At 72.6% G+C, this 20643-nt stretch carries 16 protein-coding genes; 9 read left to right on the top strand and 7 right to left on the bottom strand.

Features of this window, described 5'->3' with window-relative positions; all coding sequences use genetic code 11:
• Window positions 1-31: 31 nt before the first annotated feature.
• The 3 genes from HL652_RS12735 (at window position 32) to HL652_RS12725 (ending at window position 5638) form a co-directional block, all read left to right on the top strand.
• Window positions 32-352 carry a WhiB family transcriptional regulator gene (locus tag HL652_RS12735; protein ID WP_171705666.1) on the top strand — a complete coding sequence of 107 codons (321 nt, stop codon included), beginning with the start codon at window positions 32-34 and terminating at the stop codon, window positions 350-352.
• Between the two features lie 104 nt (window positions 353-456).
• Entirely contained in the window at window positions 457-4215 is a 3759-nt protein-coding gene (locus HL652_RS12730) for a glycosyltransferase (RefSeq protein WP_171705665.1), read from the top strand.
• A complete protein-coding gene (locus tag HL652_RS12725) occupies window positions 4205-5638 on the top strand; it encodes a DUF5719 family protein (protein ID WP_253743880.1) in 1434 nt (477 codons plus the stop codon). Before HL652_RS12730 ends, HL652_RS12725 begins: the two co-directional genes overlap by 11 nt.
• A 273-nt stretch (window positions 5639-5911) precedes the next feature.
• On the opposite strand, the gene HL652_RS12720 is transcribed toward HL652_RS12725, so the two are convergent.
• Window positions 5912-6355, bottom strand: a complete 444-nt coding sequence (locus HL652_RS12720; RefSeq protein WP_171705663.1) for a metallopeptidase family protein — start codon at window positions 6353-6355, stop codon at window positions 5912-5914.
• 92 nt (window positions 6356-6447) lie between these two features.
• Between HL652_RS12720 and HL652_RS12715 the strand changes: the two genes are divergently transcribed.
• Both HL652_RS12715 and ahcY read left to right on the top strand, forming a co-directional pair.
• The gene (locus tag HL652_RS12715; protein WP_171705662.1) at window positions 6448-6651 is read left to right on the top strand and encodes a DUF3499 family protein; all 204 of its coding nucleotides are present in this window, start codon (window positions 6448-6450) and stop codon (window positions 6649-6651) included.
• 108 nt (window positions 6652-6759) lie between these two features.
• On the top strand, window positions 6760-8265 hold the full coding sequence (ahcY, locus tag HL652_RS12710; protein ID WP_171705661.1) for an adenosylhomocysteinase: 1506 nt from the start codon (window positions 6760-6762) through the stop codon (window positions 8263-8265).
• A 158-nt stretch (window positions 8266-8423) separates the two neighbouring features.
• Here the strand turns inward: ahcY and HL652_RS12705 are convergent, their stop codons facing one another.
• The gene (locus HL652_RS12705; RefSeq protein ID WP_171705660.1) at window positions 8424-9251 is read right to left on the bottom strand and encodes an RDD family protein; all 828 of its coding nucleotides are present in this window, start codon (window positions 9249-9251) and stop codon (window positions 8424-8426) included.
• A gap of 17 nt (window positions 9252-9268) precedes the next feature.
• Here HL652_RS12705 and HL652_RS12700 point away from each other — a divergent pair, with 17 nt between their 5' ends.
• Window positions 9269-10264 carry a stage II sporulation protein M gene (locus tag HL652_RS12700; protein ID WP_171705659.1) on the top strand — a complete coding sequence of 332 codons (996 nt, stop codon included), beginning with the start codon at window positions 9269-9271 and terminating at the stop codon, window positions 10262-10264.
• An 85-nt stretch (window positions 10265-10349) separates the two neighbouring features.
• Here HL652_RS12700 and HL652_RS12695 read toward each other — a convergent pair whose 3' ends face one another.
• From HL652_RS12695 to HL652_RS12675, 5 genes are all read right to left on the bottom strand, one after another.
• Window positions 10350-11657 carry a DUF58 domain-containing protein gene (locus HL652_RS12695; RefSeq protein ID WP_171705658.1) on the bottom strand — a complete coding sequence of 436 codons (1308 nt, stop codon included), beginning with the start codon at window positions 11655-11657 and terminating at the stop codon, window positions 10350-10352.
• A gap of 13 nt (window positions 11658-11670) precedes the next feature.
• Window positions 11671-12657: an AAA family ATPase gene (locus HL652_RS12690; RefSeq protein ID WP_171705657.1), complete on the bottom strand. Its 987-nt coding sequence runs from the start codon at window positions 12655-12657 to the stop codon at window positions 11671-11673.
• A gap of 96 nt (window positions 12658-12753) precedes the next feature.
• A complete protein-coding gene (locus HL652_RS12685) occupies window positions 12754-14046 on the bottom strand; it encodes a DUF4350 domain-containing protein (RefSeq protein ID WP_171705656.1) in 1293 nt (430 codons plus the stop codon).
• On the bottom strand, window positions 14043-14723 hold the full coding sequence (locus HL652_RS12680) for a DUF4129 domain-containing protein (RefSeq protein ID WP_253743250.1): 681 nt from the start codon (window positions 14721-14723) through the stop codon (window positions 14043-14045). The genes HL652_RS12685 and HL652_RS12680 overlap by 4 nt, the downstream gene beginning before the upstream one ends.
• Complete coding sequence (locus HL652_RS12675; protein ID WP_171705655.1) at window positions 14720-16309, bottom strand: hypothetical protein; 1590 nt, start codon at window positions 16307-16309, stop codon at window positions 14720-14722. Before HL652_RS12675 ends, HL652_RS12680 begins: the two co-directional genes overlap by 4 nt.
• A 205-nt stretch (window positions 16310-16514) precedes the next feature.
• On the opposite strand from HL652_RS12675, the gene mtrA reads away from it, so the two are divergent.
• From mtrA to HL652_RS12660, 3 genes are read left to right on the top strand one after another with little or no spacing between them, the layout of a single operon-like run.
• The gene (gene mtrA / locus HL652_RS12670; RefSeq protein ID WP_171705654.1) at window positions 16515-17192 is read left to right on the top strand and encodes an MtrAB system response regulator MtrA; all 678 of its coding nucleotides are present in this window, start codon (window positions 16515-16517) and stop codon (window positions 17190-17192) included.
• Between the two features lie 10 nt (window positions 17193-17202).
• A complete protein-coding gene (mtrB, locus tag HL652_RS12665; protein ID WP_253743248.1) occupies window positions 17203-18894 on the top strand; it encodes an MtrAB system histidine kinase MtrB in 1692 nt (563 codons plus the stop codon).
• Window positions 18887-20623, top strand: a complete 1737-nt coding sequence (locus HL652_RS12660; protein ID WP_171705653.1) for a GerMN domain-containing protein — start codon at window positions 18887-18889, stop codon at window positions 20621-20623. Before mtrB ends, HL652_RS12660 begins: the two co-directional genes overlap by 8 nt.
• The last annotated feature ends 20 nt before the right edge of the window (window positions 20624-20643 follow it).

Here is a 20643-nt window from a genome sequence, read left to right as displayed (position 1 = left end):
TCGCAGACTGGTTCAGAGGGTGGAGCGTGATATGGCCATGTCAGAGTATCGCTCGGGTGTTCCCGACGACTGGTACGTCGACCCCATCAACCTCGGCGTACCCGGTGTCAGGCAGAACGTCGGCGACGAGAATCCGCTCGCCTGGCAGGCCGATTCGCTGTGCGCCCAGACCGACCCCGAGGCCTTCTTCCCGGAGAAGGGCGGCTCGACCCGCGACGCGAAGCGCATCTGCACCTCGTGCGAGGTGAAGGCGCAGTGCCTCGACTACGCGCTCGAGAACGACGAGCGCTTCGGCATCTGGGGCGGGCTCTCCGAGCGCGAGCGCCGCAAGCTCCGCAAGCGCGCGGGCTGACCCGCCCGGCCCCGCGTTCGCGGGTCTCACATCGGATTCATATAAAGACGGCACGCCGCGAACCACGAGCTGGTTAGGCGGGGGCTGAGCTTAGAGTCATTGCGATGCACGCTCGAGTCACTGCCGTCCTCGTCTCCTCGAACGGAGCCGAACACCTTCCGCGAACCCTGGAAGCCATCGCGGCGCAGACCCGAGCACCCGATGCGCTGGTCGTCGTCGACTGCGCCTCCACCGACGCGACGGCGACTCTGCTGGCGAACGCGCATCCCACCCGCTTCATCTCCGCCTCGAGCCGCCTGAACTTCGGCACCGCCGTGAGCCACGCCCTCGGTGTGGCACCGCCCCCCGAGAACGAGAACGAGTGGCTCTGGCTGCTCGCCCACGACAGCGCCCCCGAGCCCGACGCCCTCGCCGCGCTGCTCGCCGCCGTCGAGGTGAACCCCTCCGTCGCCGCCGCGGGTCCGAAGCAGGTGGAGTGGGACGACGCCGCCTACATCAGCGAGTTCGGCGAGACGATCACCGCGCTCGGGGCCAGCGTTCCGCTCGTCGAGACCGAGCTCGACCAGGCGCAGCACGACACCATGAGCGACGTGCTCGGCATGGGTGCGGCCGGCCTCCTGGTGCGGCACACCGTCTGGAACCAGGTCGGCGGCTTCGACCCGGCGCTGCCCACGGCCGACAACGCCCTCGACTTCTCCATCAGGGTGCGGCTCGCGGGGCACCGCGTCATCGCCGTGCCCGCCGCGAAGGTCGCCACCGACGGCGACGGCTTCTCGGGCCCCGGGCGCTCCTCGCGCGGGTCGGCGAGACGCAAGCGGCAGACCGCCCGGCGCGCGGCCCAGCTGCACCGCAGGCTCGTCTACGCCCCCGCCTTCGCGGTGCTGTTCCACTGGCTCTCGCTGGTGCCGCTCGCCGTCGTGCGGTCGCTCTTCCAACTGGTGCGCAAGCAGCCGGGCGCCATCGGCGGCGAGTTCGCCGCCGCCTTCAAGACCGCGTTCGGCTCCCGCATCGGCGAAGCCCGCTCGCGCTTCAAAGCCTCCCGCACCGTGGGCTGGAAGGCCATCGCACCGCTGCGCATGCCGGGAGACGAGATCAGGCGCCGGCGCTCGCTGCAGCGGGAGATCGCGCTCACCTACCTCCGCGGCGATCGCGACCGCATCCAGTTCATCGCCAGTGGCGGTGTGGCGACGGTGCTCATCGTCGCGCTGGTCGGCTTCGTCGTCTTCCTGCCGGTGTTCGGCGCCGCGGCCATCACGGGCGGCGGGGCGCTCCCGCTCGCCGACAGCGTGGGCGGGCTGTGGTCGCAGATCGGCACCGGATTCCGCGACGTGGGCCTCGGCTTCGTCGGCGCCGCCGACCCGTTCGCCGCCGTGCTCGCGGTGCTCGGCTCCCTCACCTTCTGGTCGCCGTCGTTCGCGGTGGTGTGCCTGTACCTCGTGGCCCTGCCGCTCGCCGCGCTCGCCGCGTGGCTGTGCGCCGCCCGGCTCACCGACCGCCCGGTGCTGCGCGCGCTGGCCGCCGTGCTCTGGGTGATCGCGCCGCCGTTCCTCGGCGCCCTCGACGCCGGCATGATCGCACCCATCATCGCGCACCTGCTGCTGCCGTGGCTCATGCTCGCCGGTCTCGCCGCCCGCAAGTCGTGGTCGGCGTCGGCGATGGCCTCCATCCTCGCGGCGGCCGTGCTCTCCGTGGCGCCCTCGCTCTGGCCCGCGCTCACCGTCATCTGGCTCATCGCCACCGTCGCCAGCCGCCGCGACGTCGCCCGGCTGATCGGCATCCCCATCCCGGCCCTCGTGCTGTTCGGCCCGCTCGCCTGGGACCAGGTGCAGCGCGGCACCCCCCTCGCCCTGCTCGCCGACCCCGGTGTTCCGGTGTGGCGCGACCCGGTGCAGGTGCTCGACCTGCTCATCGGGCTGCCGACCGCGGGCCTCGGCCGGTGGGAGGCCATCGCCGCCGGGTTCGGCATCGACTCCTCGCTCGTGCTCGTCGTGCTGCTCGTGCTCGCGGCCCCGCTCGTGGTGATCGCCCTGGCCGCGCTGTTCCTCCCCGGTTCCTACCGCGCCGTCGTCCCCGTCGTCATCGCGGTGCTCGGCTTCGCCACCGCCGTCGCCTCCACGCAGCTCGCGCTCACCACCTCGGGCTCCGAGGCCGTGACCATCTGGGCGGGCTCGGGGCTCAGCCTGTTCTGGCTCGGGCTCGTCGGCGCCGCCGTCATCGGCCTGTCGTCGCTGCCGCGCTTCTCGGGCGTGCCCGCCGTGGTCGCGGCCGTGGCCGTGGCCGTGATCGTGGCGCCCACGGGTCTGGGCGTGCTGCTCGGCACCTCCGACATCACCGCGGGCAGCGGGCGGCAGCTGCCCGCTTACGTCACGGCCGAGGCCTCGACCACGCCCCGGGTCGGCACCCTGCTGCTCGCCCCGCAGTCCGACGGCGGTCTCGGCGCCGAGGTCGTGCACGGCGCAGGACCGGTGCTCGTCGAGCAGTCGACGCTCGCCACCACCGCCGACCTCTCCGACGGGGCGGCCGAGGGCGACGAGGGCGCCGAGCTCTCGGAGCTCGTGGGCAACCTCGCCTCCATCTCGGGCGCCGACGTCGCCGACCGCCTCACCGCGCTCGGCATCGAGTTCGTGCTGCTCAGCCCCGCCGCGCCCGCGCAGGCCGGTGCCGCGGCCGACGACGTGAGCGGTCGCGCCGCCAACGCCCTCAACAGCAACGCGCAGTTCACCTTCGTCGGCGACACCTCGGTGGGCGAGCTGTGGCAGGTCGCCGGTGACGGCGAGGTCGCCGCACTGCCCGCCCCCGTGCCCACCAACACCGGCACCCCGTACGGCGTGCTCGTGCTCGTGGTGCAGGGCTTCGTCTTCCTCGTCGCGCTGCTGCTCGCCCTCCCGGCCGGCCGGCTGCAGACGCAGGGCACCCGCGCGGTGAGCGCCACGGCCCACGTCGCCGCCGCGAACTCCGTCGAGGAACGCCTCGCCGAGGAGAAGACCCACGAGTACGACGACGAGGTGCCGGTGGGCGAGGAGCCCGAAGCCCTCGAGACCGTCGAGGAGCGCGACCTGGCACCCGACGGCTCCGTCGCCGCCCACCACGGCGGACCGCACGCTCCCTCGGGCGACGCGGTGACCGCGGGTGCGGCATCGGGCCTTGCCGTCGACGCCGGCGCGATCGCCCTCCCCGCCGCCACAGCCGACCGCGACGACCGCGAGCCCTCCGCCGTGAGCCCGGTCGAGCCTGGAGAACGCGTCAAAACGACAACCCCCGCCGAGCGTGACGAGCACCTCGCTGATGCCGCCGAGCTGAACGAGGCGGATGCGCGTGACGGAGACGCACCCCGCGTCACGGTCACCGACCTGCCGGCCGCCGAGCCCGCCGCCGAAGCTGCGCCCGAATCCGATTCCGCCCCCGCTCCGCTCGCCGAGGCAGACGACGACCCGGACGTCGACGACGAGCAATCCCTCCCGCCCGTGCACGCCTCCGCTCATGTCAACGCTCTCTCTCAGGAAGCGTTCGCTCCTGAGGAGCCCTCCGAGCATCCGGTTCCTCAGGCCACCAGTGACGCGGCGTCCATCGAGCAGCTGACCCCCGGCGACGACGACGCCGCCCCCGCCGAGCAGCCCGTACCCACCGAGCAGCCCGCGCCGGCCGGGCTCCCGGCGTTCCCCGTCTTCCCGCAGGAACCCGCGGAGCCCACGGAACCGGCCGAGCCGACGGTGCCCGACGACTACGACCCCAACGACGAGACCGTGGTGAGCGTGCGCGACGCCATCGAGCGCGAGCGTCACGAGCAAGACGCGGAGTGGCACCGCTCCGGCGACACCCCCGCCCCGACCGACCACGAGGAGCGTGACCACGATGGCCGCTAAAGGCATCGCCACGGGCGCGAGGATCGCGACCGGCGTGGTCACCCTGGCCGTCGCCGGCGGCGTCGTGGCTGCGGCCCTGCTGCTGCCGCTCCCCGGCGTCGAGGCCACGCCCGCCTCGTTCTCCGTCGAGCCGCAGGCCGCCGAGCAGGTGCGCGCCTGCGCCGGCCCGCTCGTGCGCCTCTCCGACGACAGCGGTCAGGACGCGACGGCCATCTCCCGCGTCGGCACCGCCGACGTGGTCACGGGCACCTCGCCCGAGGCGCAGCTCGACGTCACGCCGCTGGCGTCCCCCGACGACCGTGCCAGCACCGACGACACGGCGCCCTCGCGCGTCGCGCTGCCGGTGCCCGACACGGGCTCGCCCGACGCCACCCTGTTCGCCGCCGCACAGTCGCAGACCATCTCCTCGGGAGAGCTCGTGGGCCTCGCGGCCACCTCGTGCGGCGAGGCCTCCTCCGAGAGCTGGCTTGTGGCCGGTTCCACCACCGTGGGCCGCACCAGCTTCGTCGTGCTGGCGAACCCGGGCGACGTCCCCGCGGTCGTCGACCTCACCGTGTACGGCGACCTCGGTGCGATCGAGGCGCCGGGCGGCCGCAACATCGACGTGCCCGCCCGCAGCACACGCATCCTGTCGCTGGCGGGGCTGGCGCCCGATCTCGCCACCCCGGTCATCCACGTCGAGGCGAGCGTCGGCGCCGTGAGCGCCGCGGTGCAGCAGAGCGTGGTGCGCGGGCTCGAGCCCGGCGGTGTCGAGCTGGTCGGTCCGTCGGCACCGCCCGCCACCGTGCAGCGCGTGGCCGGGGTGCAGATCTCGGGCACCTCGTCGATCGCCGAACGGTTGAGCGACTCCGACAACTCCGACCTGCAAAGCGTGCTGCGCCTGTTCGTGCCCGGCACCGAGCCGGCCTCGGTCACCCTCCGCGTCGCCGAGGAGCGCACCGGCGGCGCGAGCACCGACTACCAGGTGGGGCTGACGCCCGGCATCGTCACCGAGTTCCCGCTGCAGGACATCCCCGACGGCACCTACTCCGTCGAGGCCGAGTCCGACCAGCCGATCGTCATGGGCGCGCGCACCTCCACGCTGGTGAACGGCGTCACCGACTTCGCCTGGTACCAGACCCTCGACGAGCTCGGCACCGACTTCGTCGTGGCCACCGCCGACGGCCCCAACCCGCGCCTGCACCTCGTGAACACGACGGATGCGGATGTCGAGGTCACCGTCACCGAGAACGGCGGCGAGACCCAGAGCTACACCTTCGTGCCCGGCGCCCGCTCGGTGGCGCTGAAGGCGGGCAGCAGCTACACGGTGTCGGCGTCGGGCCCGGTGTCGGCGATGGTGGACTACCTGGGTGAGGGCCGCTCGTCGGCGTTCGCCATCGCGCCGCCGAGCCCCGACGCGTCGCCGCTCGTCATCTACCCCTGAGTCGCGCCGCGCGGCTTCGTCCACGCGGTATGAGGATCACGCAGCCGAGCTCCCCCCGGGCTCGGCGGCACGATTCTCATACCGTTCGTCGGGGCGGGCGCGCGCAAAGCGCGGGCAGGCGCGGGCACGCGCGAGGCCGCGCCGCGCGGCGCGGCTTCGTTCACGCGGTATGAGGATCGCGCAGCTGAGCTCCCCCCAGGCTCGGCGGCACGATTCTCATACGGTACGCGCGGGCAGGCGCGCGCAAGCCCGGGCGGGCGCGGGTACGCGGCGTCAGAAGTGGTGGAAGCGGTCGGGCGCCAAGTCCCACGGGTCTTTGCCGAGCAACTCGGCGACGGCGCGGAACACGCACGCCTCGATGGCGAGCCGGCGGTGCACCTCGTCGTCGCGATGCAGCCGCGACATCCGCTCGATCGGCAGCCGGAACATGATGACCCGGTTCTTCGTCACCGACCACCGGTCGACGTGGTCGGGCGAGCCGAACTCGCCGAAGGGCATCGTCGCCACCTCGAACGACACCTGCGCCAGCTCGTTCGGCCAGAGGCTCCGCAGGTACTCCGCGGTGGAGGCGACGGTCATATCGAACAGGTCGATGCGCGAGCGCAGGAACGGCAGGTGCGGCCCCGCCACCGAGGAGCGCAGATCGCGGCCGTGCCGGTTGCGGGTGCGTGCCCGGATGGTGGCGGCACGTGCCGGCCGTCTACGCGATCGAGCCATGCGGCAAGTCTACGGGCGCGAGCACGACACGGCGCGGCGTCACCGGCGCGGCCTCACCGGGGCGACGGATGCGCGGGCCTAGTCTTGAGGCGATGACGAACCGGGAATGCTCGCGGCCCTCCTGCCGCGGTGAGGCGACCACCACCCTCACCTACGACTACGCCGACTCCCTGGTCGTCGTCGGCCCGCTGAGCCCGGTCGTGCAGCCCCACGGCTACGACCTCTGCGCACGCCACATCGAGCGCTTCTCCGCCCCGCAGGGCTGGCAGGTCATGCGCTACGTCACCGCCCCGTAACCGGAGCGCGCCCGACGGCGGCCGAGCGCCTGTCACCCGCCACCCGGTTCGTCCGGCGATCTCGCGGCTCGGAGCCTCCTCGCGGCGACGACCTGCGAGAATCGATGCATGACCATCGCACCCCCCGCATCCGTCACCGCCCTGCCCTACAAGGTCGCCGACCTGGCGCTCGCCGAGGCGGGTCGGCACCAGATCAGGCTCGCCGAGAACGAGATGCCCGGCCTCATGGCGCTGCGCGCGGAGTTCGGCGAGTCGAAGCCGCTCGCGGGTGCGCGCATCATGGGTTCGCTGCACATGACGGTGCAGACGGCGGTGCTCATCGAGACGCTGGTCGCGCTGGGGGCGCGGGTGCGCTGGGTGAGCTGCAACATCTTCTCCACGCAGAACGAGGCGGCAGCCGCCATCGTCGTCGGCCCCACCGGCACCGTCGAGGCGCCGGCCGGCTCGCCCGTCTTCGCCTGGAAGGGCGAGACGCTCGAGGAGTACTGGTGGTGCACCGAGCGCGCCTTCGACTGGTCGGCCGAGGCCGCCGCCGAGGAGGCGGCGACGGGGAGCGCGGTGTCGTGGATCGGGCCGAACATGATCCTCGACGACGGCGGTGACGCCACGCTGCTCGTGCACAAGGGGCGCGAGTTCGAGGCGGCGGGGCGCGTGCCCGACACCACGACCGACGACAGCGAGGAGTACGGTGTCGTGCTCGAGCTGCTGCGCGGCAGCCTTGCGGGCAGCAGTGACCGGTGGACGAGGATCGCTGCGGAGATCCGCGGTGTCTCCGAGGAGACGACCACGGGCGTGCACCGCCTCTACGAGCTGGCGGCGGCGGGGGAGCTGCTGTTCCCGGCCATCAACGTGAACGACTCGGTGACGAAGTCGAAGTTCGACAACAAGTACGGCATCAGGCACTCGCTGCCCGACGGGCTGAACCGCGCCACCGACGTGCTGATGGGCGGCAAGGTCGCCTTCGTGGTGGGCTACGGCGACGTGGGCAAGGGCGCCGCCGAGGCGCTCCGCGGCCAGGGTGCGCGGGTGATCGTGTCGGAGATCGACCCGATCTGCGCGCTGCAGGCGGCGATGGACGGCTTCCAGGTGTCGCGGCTCGACTCGGTGGTCGAGGAGGTCGACATCTTCGTCACGGGCACCGGCAACGTGAACGTCATCGGGGTCGACGACATGCTCCGGATGAAGCACCTCGCCATCGTCGCGAACGTCGGCCACTTCGACAACGAGATCGACATGGCGGGGCTCGCGAAGGTGCCGGGCGCCGAGCGGGTCGAGATCAAGCCGCAGGTGCACGAGTGGCGGCTGCCGACCGGGCGCAGCATCCTGGTGCTGTCGGAGGGCCGGCTGATGAACCTCGGCAACGCCACCGGTCACCCGAGCTTCGTCATGAGCAACTCGTTCACGAACCAGGTGCTCGCGCAGATCGAACTCTACGCGACCCCGGAAAAGTACCCCGTGGGCGTCTACGTGCTGCCCAAGCACCTCGACGAGAAGGTCGCCCGCCTGCACCTCGACGCCCTCGGCGTCGAGCTCACCACTCTCCGCCCCGAGCAGTCCGCCTACATAGGCGTCCCCATCGACGGCCCCTACAAGGTCGACCACTACCGCTACTGAGCACCCCGCACCGAGAGGTCGACCGCAACGGGCCCTCCTCTGACGACCCAAGGTGAGCGCGCGGCCGCGCCAGCGACCGCACGCTCACCTGTCGCGGCGCGCCGCAGAAGCGGCGGCGCGCCCCGCCGGAGCCGCGCGCAGCACGGCCCCGGCGGCAGCTACCGGTCGGGGAAGCCGTTCGGCAGGCCCTGCAGGATGGGCTCGACCTGGTCGAGGCGGCGCTTCTCGAGCATGAGGGCGGTGTACTCGCGGTCGCGGCGGATGGCCGCGACGCCGAGGAGGAAGGCGTGCGGGTGCACGTCGGGGAGCGGCGAGACGTAGGGCGCGGTCTCGCCGGCGAGCTCGAACGCGAGGCGTTCGCGGGTGGCGGGGGTCATGCGGCTGGCCTGGGTGAGGAACTGCACGATGCGGCGGGAGAGCCGGTCGGGCAGCTTCGCGACGTCGGCGGTGGCCGCCCAGCCGAGGAGCTCGGGCGGTACCTGCGCCGAGAAGGGCAGCGGGCGCGGCACGCGCTCGTGCTGGCTGTAGCTGCCGGCGAGGAGATCACCGAGCCGCTTCGAGCGGGAGTTCAGCAGCGACGTGACGAACGCGATGACGCCGAAGGTCGTGTAGATCTCGAGGAAGCCGACGAGGCCCCTGACGATCGAGTGCCGCAGCGTGATGGCGCCGCCGTCGTCGCGCACGATCCGCGCGCCGATGGCGAGCTTGCCGAGCGACCTGCCGCGGCTCGCCACCTCGACGGTGATGGGCGCGACGACCAGGCACGCCACGACGAGCATGATGAACAGCGCCTGCGCGAGCGCCGGGTCGAAGGCGGTGCCGCTGGCGGCGAAGACGCTGTAGAGGTAGATGCCGGCCAGCAGGGCGCCCACGTAGACCGCGAAATCGATGGCCCCGCTGGCGCTCCGCAGCAGGAAGCTCGCCGGCCTCACGTCGAGGGCGACCGCCTCGCCGGTGAGCAGCTCGTCGTCCCGTGGACCGGTCATGGATATCATCTAAGCAGATGGACCTCGACGCCTACTCCGCCGCGCATCGAGACGACTGGGATCGTCTCGACGAGCTGGGGCGCCGCCGCGGCTACTCGGGCCGCGAGGCCGACGAGCTGATCGAGCGCTACCAGTCGGGCTCGACGCAGCTCTCGGCCATCAAGACCGTCGCCGGCTCCACCGCCTACGGCGACCGCCTGTCGGTCTCGCTCTCCCGGGCGCGGCTGCGCTTCACAGGGGCGGGGGCGAACGTCTTCCGGCAGATCCCGGTGTTCTTCGCCGTGCAGCTGCCCGCCGCCCTCTACCGCCTGCGCTGGCTGACGCTGGCCGTCGCGCTCGCGACCGTCATCATCGCCGCCCTCTACGCCCTCTGGATCTCGCAGAACCCGCCGGTGCTCGCGGCGATCGGCGACAACGCCTACCTCAAGCAGATCGCCGAGGAGGACTTCGTCGACTACTACTCCGAGAACCCGGCGGCCTCGTTCACCGGTCTGGTCTGGACGAACAACGCCTGGATCGCGGCCCAGTGCATCGCCTTCGGCGTGCTCGGCGTCTTCGTGCCGTACGTCATCATCCAGAACGCCCAGAACCTCGGCGTGAACGCCGCCGTCATGTTCGAGTTCGGCCACGGCGACGTGTTCTTCCTCTACATCATGCCGCACGGAATGCTCGAGCTCACCGCCATCTTCGTGGCGGCCGCGGCGGGCCTCCGCATCTTCTGGGCGTGGGTGGCGCCGGGGGCGCTCACCCGCGGCCGCTCGCTCGCCGAGAACGGCCGCGCGCTCTTCACGGTCGCCATCGGCCTCGTGTTCGTGCTGTTCGTCTCGGGAGTCATCGAGGGCTTCGTCACGCCGTCGCCGCTGCCGTGGTGGCTCAAGATCGGCATCGGCGCCCTGGCGCTCGTGGCGTTCCTGTTCTACATGGTGTTCGTCGGCGGCCGCGCCTACCGCGCGGGCCAGACCGGCGACCTCGAGGAGTTCGAGGCGGGCGCCACCCAGCTCGTCGCGGGCTGAGGCGAGCCGGCCCGAACCCCGGCCACCGGGCCGCCCGGGCCGCCGGCACGCCCGCCCCCCGGCGCCCGCCCGCCCGGCACCGCCCTCAGAGCCGCCCGGCCGCCTTCAGCGCGATGTACCGATCGGCCAGCGCCGGCGGCAGGTCGGCGGGCGCCCCCGTGATCACGTCGGCCCCGAACCGCTTCAGCACCGTGGTCACCCGCGCCACATCGAGCAGCGCGCGCTCAGCCGCTGCCGCCCGGTAGACCTCCTCGCGGTCGGACCGCCTCATCACCCCGGCCGCCACATCCGGATCGGTCACCGAGCTCACCACCACCATGTGGTCGCGGGTGAGTTGCGGCACGATCGCCATGAGCTCCCGCGAGATGCCCGGAGCATCGATGGCGGTGGCGAGCACCACGAGCGAGCGCTGCGTGGTCACCTGGCGCACGAGCGACGGCACGGCCGTCCAGTCCATCTCGATGAGGTCGGGCTCGACCGGCGCCATGGCGTCGACCATGCGCGAGAGCAGTTCGGGCCCGGATGCTCCGTGCACGCGACCCCGCAGCCTGCGGTCGTACATCACCAGGTCGACCCGGTCGCCCGACCGGGTGGCCAGGGCGGCGAGCAGCAGCGCGCTCTCGAACGCGGTGTCGATGCGGGTCTCGTCGCCGATGCGCGCGGCCTGCGTGCGCCCGGTGTCGATGACGATGACCACACGGCGGTCGCGCTCGGGCCGCCAGGTGCGCACCATCACGTCGCTGTGGCGCGCCGTGGCCCGCCAGTCGATCGACCGCACGTCGTCTCCGCGCACGTACTCGCGGAGGCTGTCGAACTCGGTGCCCCGCCCGCGGATCATCACGCTCGCCCGCCCGTCGAGCTCTCGCAGCCGCGCGAGCCGCGAGGGCAGGTGCTTGCGCGCGTTGAACGGGGGGAGCACGCGGATGTGACCCGCCGAGCGCAGCGTCGCCTGCCGCGCCGCGAGCCCGAGCGGCCCGGTCGAGCGGATCGTCACCCGCTCGGTGCGCCGCTCCCCGCGCCGGAAGGGTGTGAGCGCGACCGTCACGGCCCGTCGCTCACTCGCCGGCACCTCGACGCGCGAGCGGTTCGTGCTCGGCCCCGCCGAGGGTTGCCAGGCGTCGCGCACGACGGCCCGCAGCATCCGTCGCCCGGTGTTCGTGAGGTAGAGCGTGCTCGTCGCCGTCTCGCCGAGCCGCACCCGGCCGGGCAGCGTGCGGTCGAGCGAGACCTTGCGCGGTGAGGCCGCGAGCAGCAGGTCGACGACGATGAGCAGCACGATGAGCGCGAGCCAACCCAGCAGGGCCGCGGCGGCCCGGTCGTAGAGCTCGCCGAGGAGCACCACCGGCACGATGCCGACGGCCAGGAGCGCCACCAGCCTTCCGGTGAGCGCCATCAGCGGGCCGCCGTCACAGCGGTACCCGCACCTGGGTGAGGATGGAGCGGAGGATCGCGTCGACCGACACACCCTCGAGCTCCGCCTCGGGCCGCAGCTGGATGCGGTGGCGCAGCACCGGCAGCACCATCGCCTGCACGTGGTCGGGGGTGATGCCGGGGGAGGCGTTGAGCCAGGCCCAGGCCTTCGCGGCGGCGAGCAGCGCGGTCGAACCGCGCGGGCTCACGCCGAGCTTCACCGAGGGGCTCTGCCGGGTCGCCCTGGCGAGGTCGACGATGTAGGCGAGCACGTCGGGCGAGGCCTGCACCGTGGTGACCGCCGCCTGCGCGCGGCGCAGCTGGTCGGCGCCGAGCACGGGGGTGACCCCGGCGGCGGTGAGGTCGCGCGGGTTGAAGCCTCCGGCGTGCCGGGTGAGCACGGCCACCTCGACGTCGCGCTCGGGCAGGTCGAGCACGAGCTTCAGCAGGAAGCGGTCGAGCTGCGCCTCGGGGAGCGTGTAGGTGCCCTCGTACTCGATGGGGTTCTGGGTCGCCGCCACGAGGAACGGGTCGGGCAGCTTTCGGGTGACGCCGTCGGCGCTCACCTGACGCTCCTCCATCGCCTCGAGCAGCGACGACTGCGTCTTCGGAGGTGTGCGGTTGATCTCGTCGGCGAGCAGGATGTTCGTGAACACCGGCCCCTCGCGGAACGAGAACTCGCCGGCCTTCGCGTCGTAGATGAGCGAGCCGGTGACGTCACCCGGCATGAGGTCGGGGGTGAACTGCACCCGCTTGGTGTCGAGGCTGAGCGTCTGGCTGAGGGTGCGCACGAGCAGCGTCTTCGCCACCCCGGGCACGCCCTCCAGCAGCACGTGGCCACGGGCGAGCAGAGCGATGATGAGCCCGGTCACCGCGCCTTCCTGGCCGACGACGGCCTTGCCGACCTCGCTGCGCACGCGGGCCAGCGCGGCGCGCAGCTCGCCGGCTTCCTCGGGGGAGGGGGCGGGGGTGTGGTCGGTCATCCGGGTGTCCTATCTGTGCGGAGGAACGGAGTTCGTGGCGGAGCGGAAGAGAGCGAACGGATGCACGGGGCCGGGCCACGCGCATCCGCCCGGTGGTCAGAGCAGCCGGGTGGCACGCGTCACCTCCTGTTCGAGGGCGAGCAGACGGTCGGAGAGCTGCAGCAGCTCGGCCTCGTTGTTCGGCACCGCACCGACGAGCACGGCGTGCACCTCGTCGGGGTGCCGACCGGTGACGGCGGCGACGGCCCGGCTGACCTCCACGACGGTGGCGTGCCGGGGCAGGTTGAGCAGGGTCGCCAGGCGCGACACCGTGCCGATGCGCAGGGCGTCGAGAGCCCGCCCGTGGGCCGCCTGCTTGGCGTAGAGCCGGGCGCGACCCTCCATGGTCTCGCTGGCGCGCACCGTCACCGGGAGGTTCTCCACCACGACCGGGCCGAAGCGGCGCCCGCGCCAGATGCCGGCGGCGATCACCACGACGATGAGCAGCAGCATCACCGGGGTCACCCAGTCGGGAGTGAGCGAGCCGAGCGTCTCGGGGGCGCCGCCCTCGAGGTCGTCGTAGCCCGGCTGGTACCAGACGAGCGTGGGGTTCTCGCCGAGCACGCCCAGGGCGAGCGCGGCGTTGCCGTACTGCGGCGCGTACTCGTTGGTGAGGGCGTCGCCGGCGCCGAAGACCGTGACGACGCCGTCGTCGGTGTCGAGGGTGATGACCCCGAAGGCGTCGTCGTAGGAGGGGAAGCAGGTGAGGGCGTCGTCGACGGCGTCGCTCCCGCCGACGAGTCGGTAGGTGGCGGTGGGGCGGGAGATCTCGCTTGCCCGCTCGGCGGCGGGGAGGGCGCAGGCGGCCGCGACCGGGTCGGTCTCGTCGGCCGAGCCCGCGTTGCGCACGCCGGGGGCGAACTCGTCGAGCTCGGTCGCTCCCGGCTCGAGGAGCACGAGGCGAGTGCCGAGCAGGGCCACCTCGGCGAGCTTGTCGCCCTCGAGGTAGCCGTAGGGGTCGGAGAACAGCACAGTGGCGTCGCCGCCCGCGGAATCGGCTGCGGCGCGCGCCTCGGCGAGCGAGGAGGCGGCGACGACGTCGACACCCTGCTGGCGCAGCACCTCGGCGACTGCCCGGCCGCCGGAGGGCCCGGCGTTGCCGATGGAGTACCGATCGGCGTCGGGCACCGCGCTCGAGGTGAGGAGCACCGACACCACGGCGAAGGCGAGGGCTGCGACGGCGGCGACGACCCAGAACACCGAGCGCCGGAGGCCCGAGCGCAGCCGTGGGGTCTCGACGGTGCCGTCGGGCGGCGGAGCCTCGGCCGGTGCGGCGGGCGGCAGGGCGGCCCGGGCTGGCGCTGCCTCGGTCGATGCCGCGGGGCGGCCCGGTGCGGCGGGGCGCGTCATCGCACCACCTCGGCCTCGACCGCGTCGAGGGCCGCCGGGCGCTCGACGCGCACGCGGTCGTCGAGGGTGCGCACGCGGTCGTAGCCGGCGCGCGTGCCCGGCACGTCGAGGTAGCGCACCTCGTCGAACAGTCCGGCGCAGGCCTCGAGCTCGCCGGCCGAACCCGGGAAGGAGCGGCCGGCCCGCCCGGCGAAGTCCTGCGCGGTCGTGCCGGGAGCGGTGAACACCACCGTGCGCTCGGCGAGCTGTCGCGCCAGCGCCCGGAACGCCTCCTCGATCGCGGTGTCGAAGTCGCCCTCTGCAGCGGCGCGCTGGGCGGCGGCCCGCAGCTCGGCGGCGCTCCTGGTGTCGTCGGCGCCGAACAGGGCGCCCGCCTCGAAGCGGCTGCGCCGGTTGAGGCGGGGCCTGCCGAACACCAGGAAGGCGACGACGATGAGCACCACCACGACGATCACCACGATGAGCGGCACGAGACCGCCGAGACCGGAGCCGTCGGGCACCCGCAGCGAGCCCAGCCAGTCGCTGATGGCCTTCGACACCTGGTCGAACCACGTCGGCCGCGCGGCCTGGTAGGGCGGCTTGCCGAGCTCGGTGACGATCCAGTCGCGCGCCTGGTCGGCGTCGGGCTCGACCGGGGGAGCGGCGAGCAGACGCGTCACGAGGGCGAGCGGCGTCACCTCTGCCGTCCGGGCTGGTACGGGTCGGGCCAGGTCTCCGAGGTCTCGTCCTGCCGCGACTCGACGAACCGCACCAGTTCGATGTCGAGACCCTCCTTGCGCATCCGGAGGTCGATGTAGATGACGGCGACGGTGGCGGCCTGGATGACCGACGCGAGCGCGCCCATCACCACCGAGACGGCCACCAGCAGCAGGTACACGGCCACCACCGCGCCGATGCCCGCGCCCGAGTTGTTCGGGTCGACGAGCGTGAGCACGATCGGCAGGAGGAACGAGAACGGGGTGGTGATGAGCTGCGTGGCGAGGTTGAGGATGAGGTACACCAGCACGATCACCCCGAGCGTGCGCCAGAAGTTCGGCATGCCGGCGGTGAGGCTCCAGGAGCGGCGCATCGCCGCGAACACGCCCACGCGTTCGAGCACGATCACGCTCGGCACGACGGCGAACTTCGTGCCGAGCCAGGCGAACAGCACCCCGAAGCCGAGCGCGAGCAGCACTGCGGCGAGGATGCCGATGGCCAGCGCGGCGTCGCCGATGGTGGCGCCCAGCACGACGACCAGCACGAGCACGCCGAGGGCGAGCACGATGGCGACGCCGGAGAGCAGGAGCCAGCCGGTGAGGGGGAGGATGCGCCGGAACGCCGCTTTCCAGAGCTCGCCCAGGCGCCGCTTCTCACCGAGGGTGCCGCGGGCGACCTCGAGCACGAGAACGCCCTGCAGGAGCGCCGAGGCGAACACGCTGAGCACGAGCGGGATGAGCGCCGAGATGATGATGACCGCGACGTTGCCGGCCTCGATGGAGTCGTAGTCGGCGCTGGAGACGCTCACCGAGCGGCCGATCGCCCAGGCGGCCGCGGCACCCACGAGGAGCGCGGTCACCACGACGATGATGAGCTGGATGAGCAGGCCGCTGCCGAAGGTCGCCTTCGGGTTGCGGCGCACCACCTGGAACGGCGCCCCCATGAGCGTGCCGAACCCGAGCGGCCGCAGCGGGATGAGGCCGGGCTTCGGCGGCGGCGCCCACCCCTGCGGTGCGGGGGCGGCGTAGCCCTGCTGCGCGTACGCGGGCACCCCCGTCTGCGCCGCGTACTGCCCGTACGCGGGCGGGGGCGGCGGGGGAGCGTACTGCCCGTAGGCGGGTGGGGCGGGTGCGGCGGGTGCGGCGGGTGGCGGCGCGTACTGCCCGTACGCGGGCTGCGCAGGCGCCGCGGGCGGCGGGTACTGGCCGTAGGCGGGCGCAGGCGGTACGGCGGGTGGCGGCGCGTACTGGCCGTACGGGGCCTGCGCGGGCGCGGCGGGCGGCGGGTACTGGCCATAGGCGGGCGCGGGCGGTGCGGCTGGAGCGGCGCTGGGCGGCGCGTACTGGCCATACGCGGGTGCCGGTGGCGGCGCGTATTGCCCGTAGGCGGGCTGCGCGGGCGGTACGGCCGGCGGCCCCCACTGCGGAGGCGCGGCAGGCGCGTGCGGCGCGGCCTGCGGCGTGGGCTCCTGCGCGGGCGGCACCTGCGCCTCCTGCGCGGGCGGCACCTGCGCCCCCTGCGCGGGCCCCTCGGCACCGGGCGCCGTCCAGCTGTCGTTCTCGCTCATCGGTGATCCTCCGAACCCCCACCGCCTGTCCGACCTGCCGGTGTTTCCCGACCATGCTTTCACACTCCCTCAGACTTTTCCCGGCATGTGTCGAGAGGGCCCACGAACGGCTCGACTACTCTTGTCGCAATGCACGCCCCCACGGCGGGCCAGGGGCGACGGAGCCCGGGCCGGCCCCGCGAAAGAATGTGAGCGAGAACGGCCCATGGATCCTCGCATCCTCGTCGTCGACGACGACACCGCCCTGGCGGAGATGATCGGCATCGTGCTGCGCTCGGAGGGCTTCGACCCGCACTTCTGCGCCGACGGCGGCGAGGCGCTCGCCGCGTTCCGCGACACCAAGCCCGATCTGGTGCTGCTCGATCTCATGCTCCCCGGCCTCGACGGCATCGAGGTGTGCGGTCTCATCCGTGCCGAGTCGGGCACCCCCATCATCATGCTCACCGCCCGCACCGACACCGCCGACGTGGTGAAGGGCCTCGAGTCGGGCGCCGACGACTACGTCGTGAAGCCGTTCAACCCCAAGGAGCTCGTGGCGCGCATCCGCACCCGTCTCCGCCCCGCCCCCGAGACCTCGCCCGACCTGCTGCAGATCGGCGACCTGCGGCTCGACGTCGCCGGCCACGAGGTACGCCGCGGCGGCGAGCGCATCAACCTCACGCCGCTCGAGTTCGACCTGCTGCTCGCCCTGGCCTCGAAGCCGCAGCAGGTGTTCACCCGCGAGATGCTGCTCGAGCAGGTCTGGGGCTACCACTACAAGGCCGACACGCGCCTCGTGAACGTGCACGTGCAGCGGCTGCGCGCCAAGGTCGAGGAAGACCCCGACAACCCCACCATCGTCATGACGGTGCGCGGCGTGGGCTATCGCGCCGGCAGCGCCTGAACGCCCCGAGATGACGACGGGGTCGCAGACCCGGATGCGCGGGCGGGCGTTCCGCGACTGGCGCGGCTGGCCGGCGCGCGTCGTCGGCGTGTGGCGACGGTCGCTGCAGTTCCGCACCGTGGTCATCACCGTGGTGCTCTCGGCGCTCGCCGTCGTGGCCACGGGAGCGTACATGGCGGTGAGCATCGGCAACGACCTGTTCCAGTCGAGGCTGCAGCAGGTGCTGGTGGAGTCGAAGAACGCCGCGGGAGCCGCCCAGACCATCTTCGACTCCTCCGACTCGGCCGGTGAGGCGTCGACGATCTCGCTGCTCAACTCGGCGAAGTCGGCGATCATCGCCTCCTCCTCGTCACGGCTCATCGCGCTCTACGCCACGCCGGGCCAGACCACGGGCGGCACCACGGTGCTCTCCTTCGCGAGCCCCGAGCTCGCCACCTCGGGCGTCATCACCGAGGAGCTGCGCGACCAGGTCGCCGACGACACCGAGGGCACCCAGTACTGGCAGTCGGTCGAGCTCTCGAACGAGAACGGGGGAACCGACCCCGGCATCATCGTCGGCTCCCCGCTCACCATCCCGGGTGCCGGCGCCTTCGAGCTCTACATCGGCTACAACCTCGCCGAGGCCGAGCAGACGCTGGTGTTCGTGCAGCAGACGCTGTGGCTCGGCGGTCTCGCCCTGGTGGCGCTCATCGGGTTGGTGGCCTGGCTCATCGTGCGTCTCGTGGTGCAGCCCATCCGCATGGCCGCCGAGACCAGCGAGAAGCTCGCCGCCGGCCATCTCGAGGTGCGCATCCCCGAGCGCGGCGAAGACGTCATCTCCACCCTGGCCCGCTCGTTCAACGGCATGGCCGACAGCATGCAGTCGCAGATCACGCAGCTCGCCGAGCTCTCGCAGGTGCAGCAGCGCTTCGTCTCCGACGTCTCGCACGAGCTGCGCACGCCGCTGACCACCATCCGTCTCGCCGGAGACGTGCTCTACGACCAGCGCGAGAGCTTCCCGCCCGCCACCGGCCGCACGGCCGAGCTGCTGCACACGCAGACCGAGCGGTTCGAGCTGCTGCTGGCCGACCTGCTCGAGATCAGCCGTTTCGACGCGGGCTCGGCCCACCTCGACACCGAGCCCACCAATTTGGTGCGCCTCGCCGAAGACGCCATCGACCAGATGCAGTCGCTCGCCGAGGCGGCGGGCTCCGACCTGAGGCTCGTCGCCCCGGGGGGCTACTTCGAGGCGGAGGTCGACGGCAGGCGCATCCGTCGCATCGTGCGCAATCTGCTCGGCAACGCCATCGAGCACGGCGAGGGGCGGCCGATCGTGGTGAGCGTCGACAGCGACGAGCAGGCGGTCGCGCTGTCGGTGCGCGACTACGGCAGCGGCATGACGCCCGACGACGCCGAGCGGGTGTTCGACAGGTTCTGGCGGGCCGACCCCTCGCGCAAGCGCACCATCGGCGGCACCGGGCTCGGGCTCGCCATCTCGCTCGAAGACGCGACGCTGCACGGCGGGGCGCTCGAGGTCTGGTCGAGGCCGGGCGCGGGGAGCTGCTTCAGGCTCACCCTCCCGCGGGTGCAGAGCAGGTCGTTCACCTCCTCGCCGCTGCCGCTCGAGCCCGACGACGCCTTCGGCGAGGCACCCGCGGTGGCCGAGCTCCGGCCTCCGCACCACGACGGCACCCGCAACGACCGAGGAGCGGAGCATGACTGAGACACGGCGCACGAGCACGACACTGCGGCACCTGCTGCGCAGCATCCTCTCCCTCTTCGGCGTCGGCGTGCTGCTCGTGGCCGTCGTCGCCTGCAGCGGCATTCCGCGGTCGGGGCCGGTCGAGGCGGGAGACGCCGTGGGCACCGACGACGACATCGACGTGATCTTCCTCGCCGCCGACCCGACGGCCGGGGCGACGCAGGCGCAGATCTTGAGCGGCTTCATCCTCGCCGCCAAGAGCCCCCAAGACGACTACGCCATCGCCCGCCGCTACCTCACCGACGAGGCGGCAGCGCGCTGGAAGCCGAACGTCGAGACCACCGTCGACAGCGGCAACCGCAGCACCACCGAGGTGAACGACAGCACGCTCGAGCTCACCATCGCCCCGGTCGCCCAGGTCGATCAGAACGGCAGCTACACCCCGACGCTCTCCACCGCGCCCACGAGGCTGCAGTTCAGCTTCCGCCAGGTCGACGGCGAGTGGCGCATCAGCGGTCTCGACGACGGCATCGTCATCGAGGACGTCTTCTTCGAGCAGGTGTTCAGCTCGCACGCCCTCTACTTCTACGACCCGACGTTCACCTACCTGGTTCCCGACCTGCGCTGGTTCCCGTCGTCGACCTCGGTCGGCACCCGCGTCGTGAAGGCCCTGCTCGCCGGGCCGACCGCGTGGCTCGGGGAGGGTGCCGTCGTCACCGCGTTCCCCGACGGCACGAACACCACGGCGGTCGTCACCTCGGGCGGACAGACCCAGGTCGAGCTCTCCGCGAACGTGCTGCAGGCCGACGTGAACGACCTGCAGCGCATGCAGTACCAGTTGAGCGAGAGCCTGCGCGATCTCGCCTCGGCCTCGAACGTCACCATCACCGTCGACCAGAACACCGTGGCCATCCCCGGTTCGACGGTGAAACGACCGGATGCTGCACCTCGCGTCGATGCCCGGCCGCTCGTCGTGCGCGATGGCGTGTTCGGGTACCTCGGCGGCGATTCGGTGTCGCCGATCGAGGGCATCAGCGATGCCGTCGAGTCGCTCACGCCGCTCTCGGCCGCCTACTCGGAGACCTCGGGCACAGCCGCCGTGAAGGGGGCGTCGGGTGCCGTGTTCGCCGTGCGGGCGGGCGCGGGCGGTGGGAACGGGTCGACGACGGCGCCGGCGCCGCTCGACCAGCGCGCCGGACTCATCGCACCTGCCGTCGACCCGTTCGGTTACGTGTGGTCGGTGCCTACCGACGACCCCTCCGCACTGGTGGCCTACGGCCCCGACTCCCAGGCGATCGAGATCGCCACGGCGTGGGACGGCGCCTCCGGCATCACCTCGTTCGAGGTGTCGCGCGACGGCACCAGGGCCGTCGCCTCGCTGTCGCTCGACGGGGTGCCGAAGCTCGTGGTGGCCGCGGTCATCCGCAACGCCGACGGCGTGCCCGAGCGGCTCGGTCAGGCCGTCGAACTGGTGAGCGCCCCCGGCGCGCCCGTCGGGGCCACCTGGGTCGACCAGTTCAGCGTGGCGGCGGCGACCGCCCTGCCCTCGGGCGAGGTGCGCGCCTCCGCGCAGCGGCTCGGCGGCCGCACGACCGCGCTCGGCTCGCCCGCCGACGCGGTCGGCCTCGCGGGCGGGAACGACATCGACGGACTGCGGGCGCTCACCGCCACGGGCGACATCCTGCAGCAGCAGGGGAGCGCGTGGCAGGTGACGGCGACCGGCATCACGAGGCTCGCGGTGCAGAACTGAGTTCTCCCCAGGGGGCGTTC

It is taken from the genome of Herbiconiux sp. SALV-R1 (assembly GCF_013113715.1).
In the GTDB taxonomy this organism is placed as follows: domain Bacteria; phylum Actinomycetota; class Actinomycetes; order Actinomycetales; family Microbacteriaceae; genus Herbiconiux.
The sequence above is the reverse complement of the archived record's forward strand: the minus strand, read 5'-3'. Positions and strand labels throughout refer to the sequence as shown.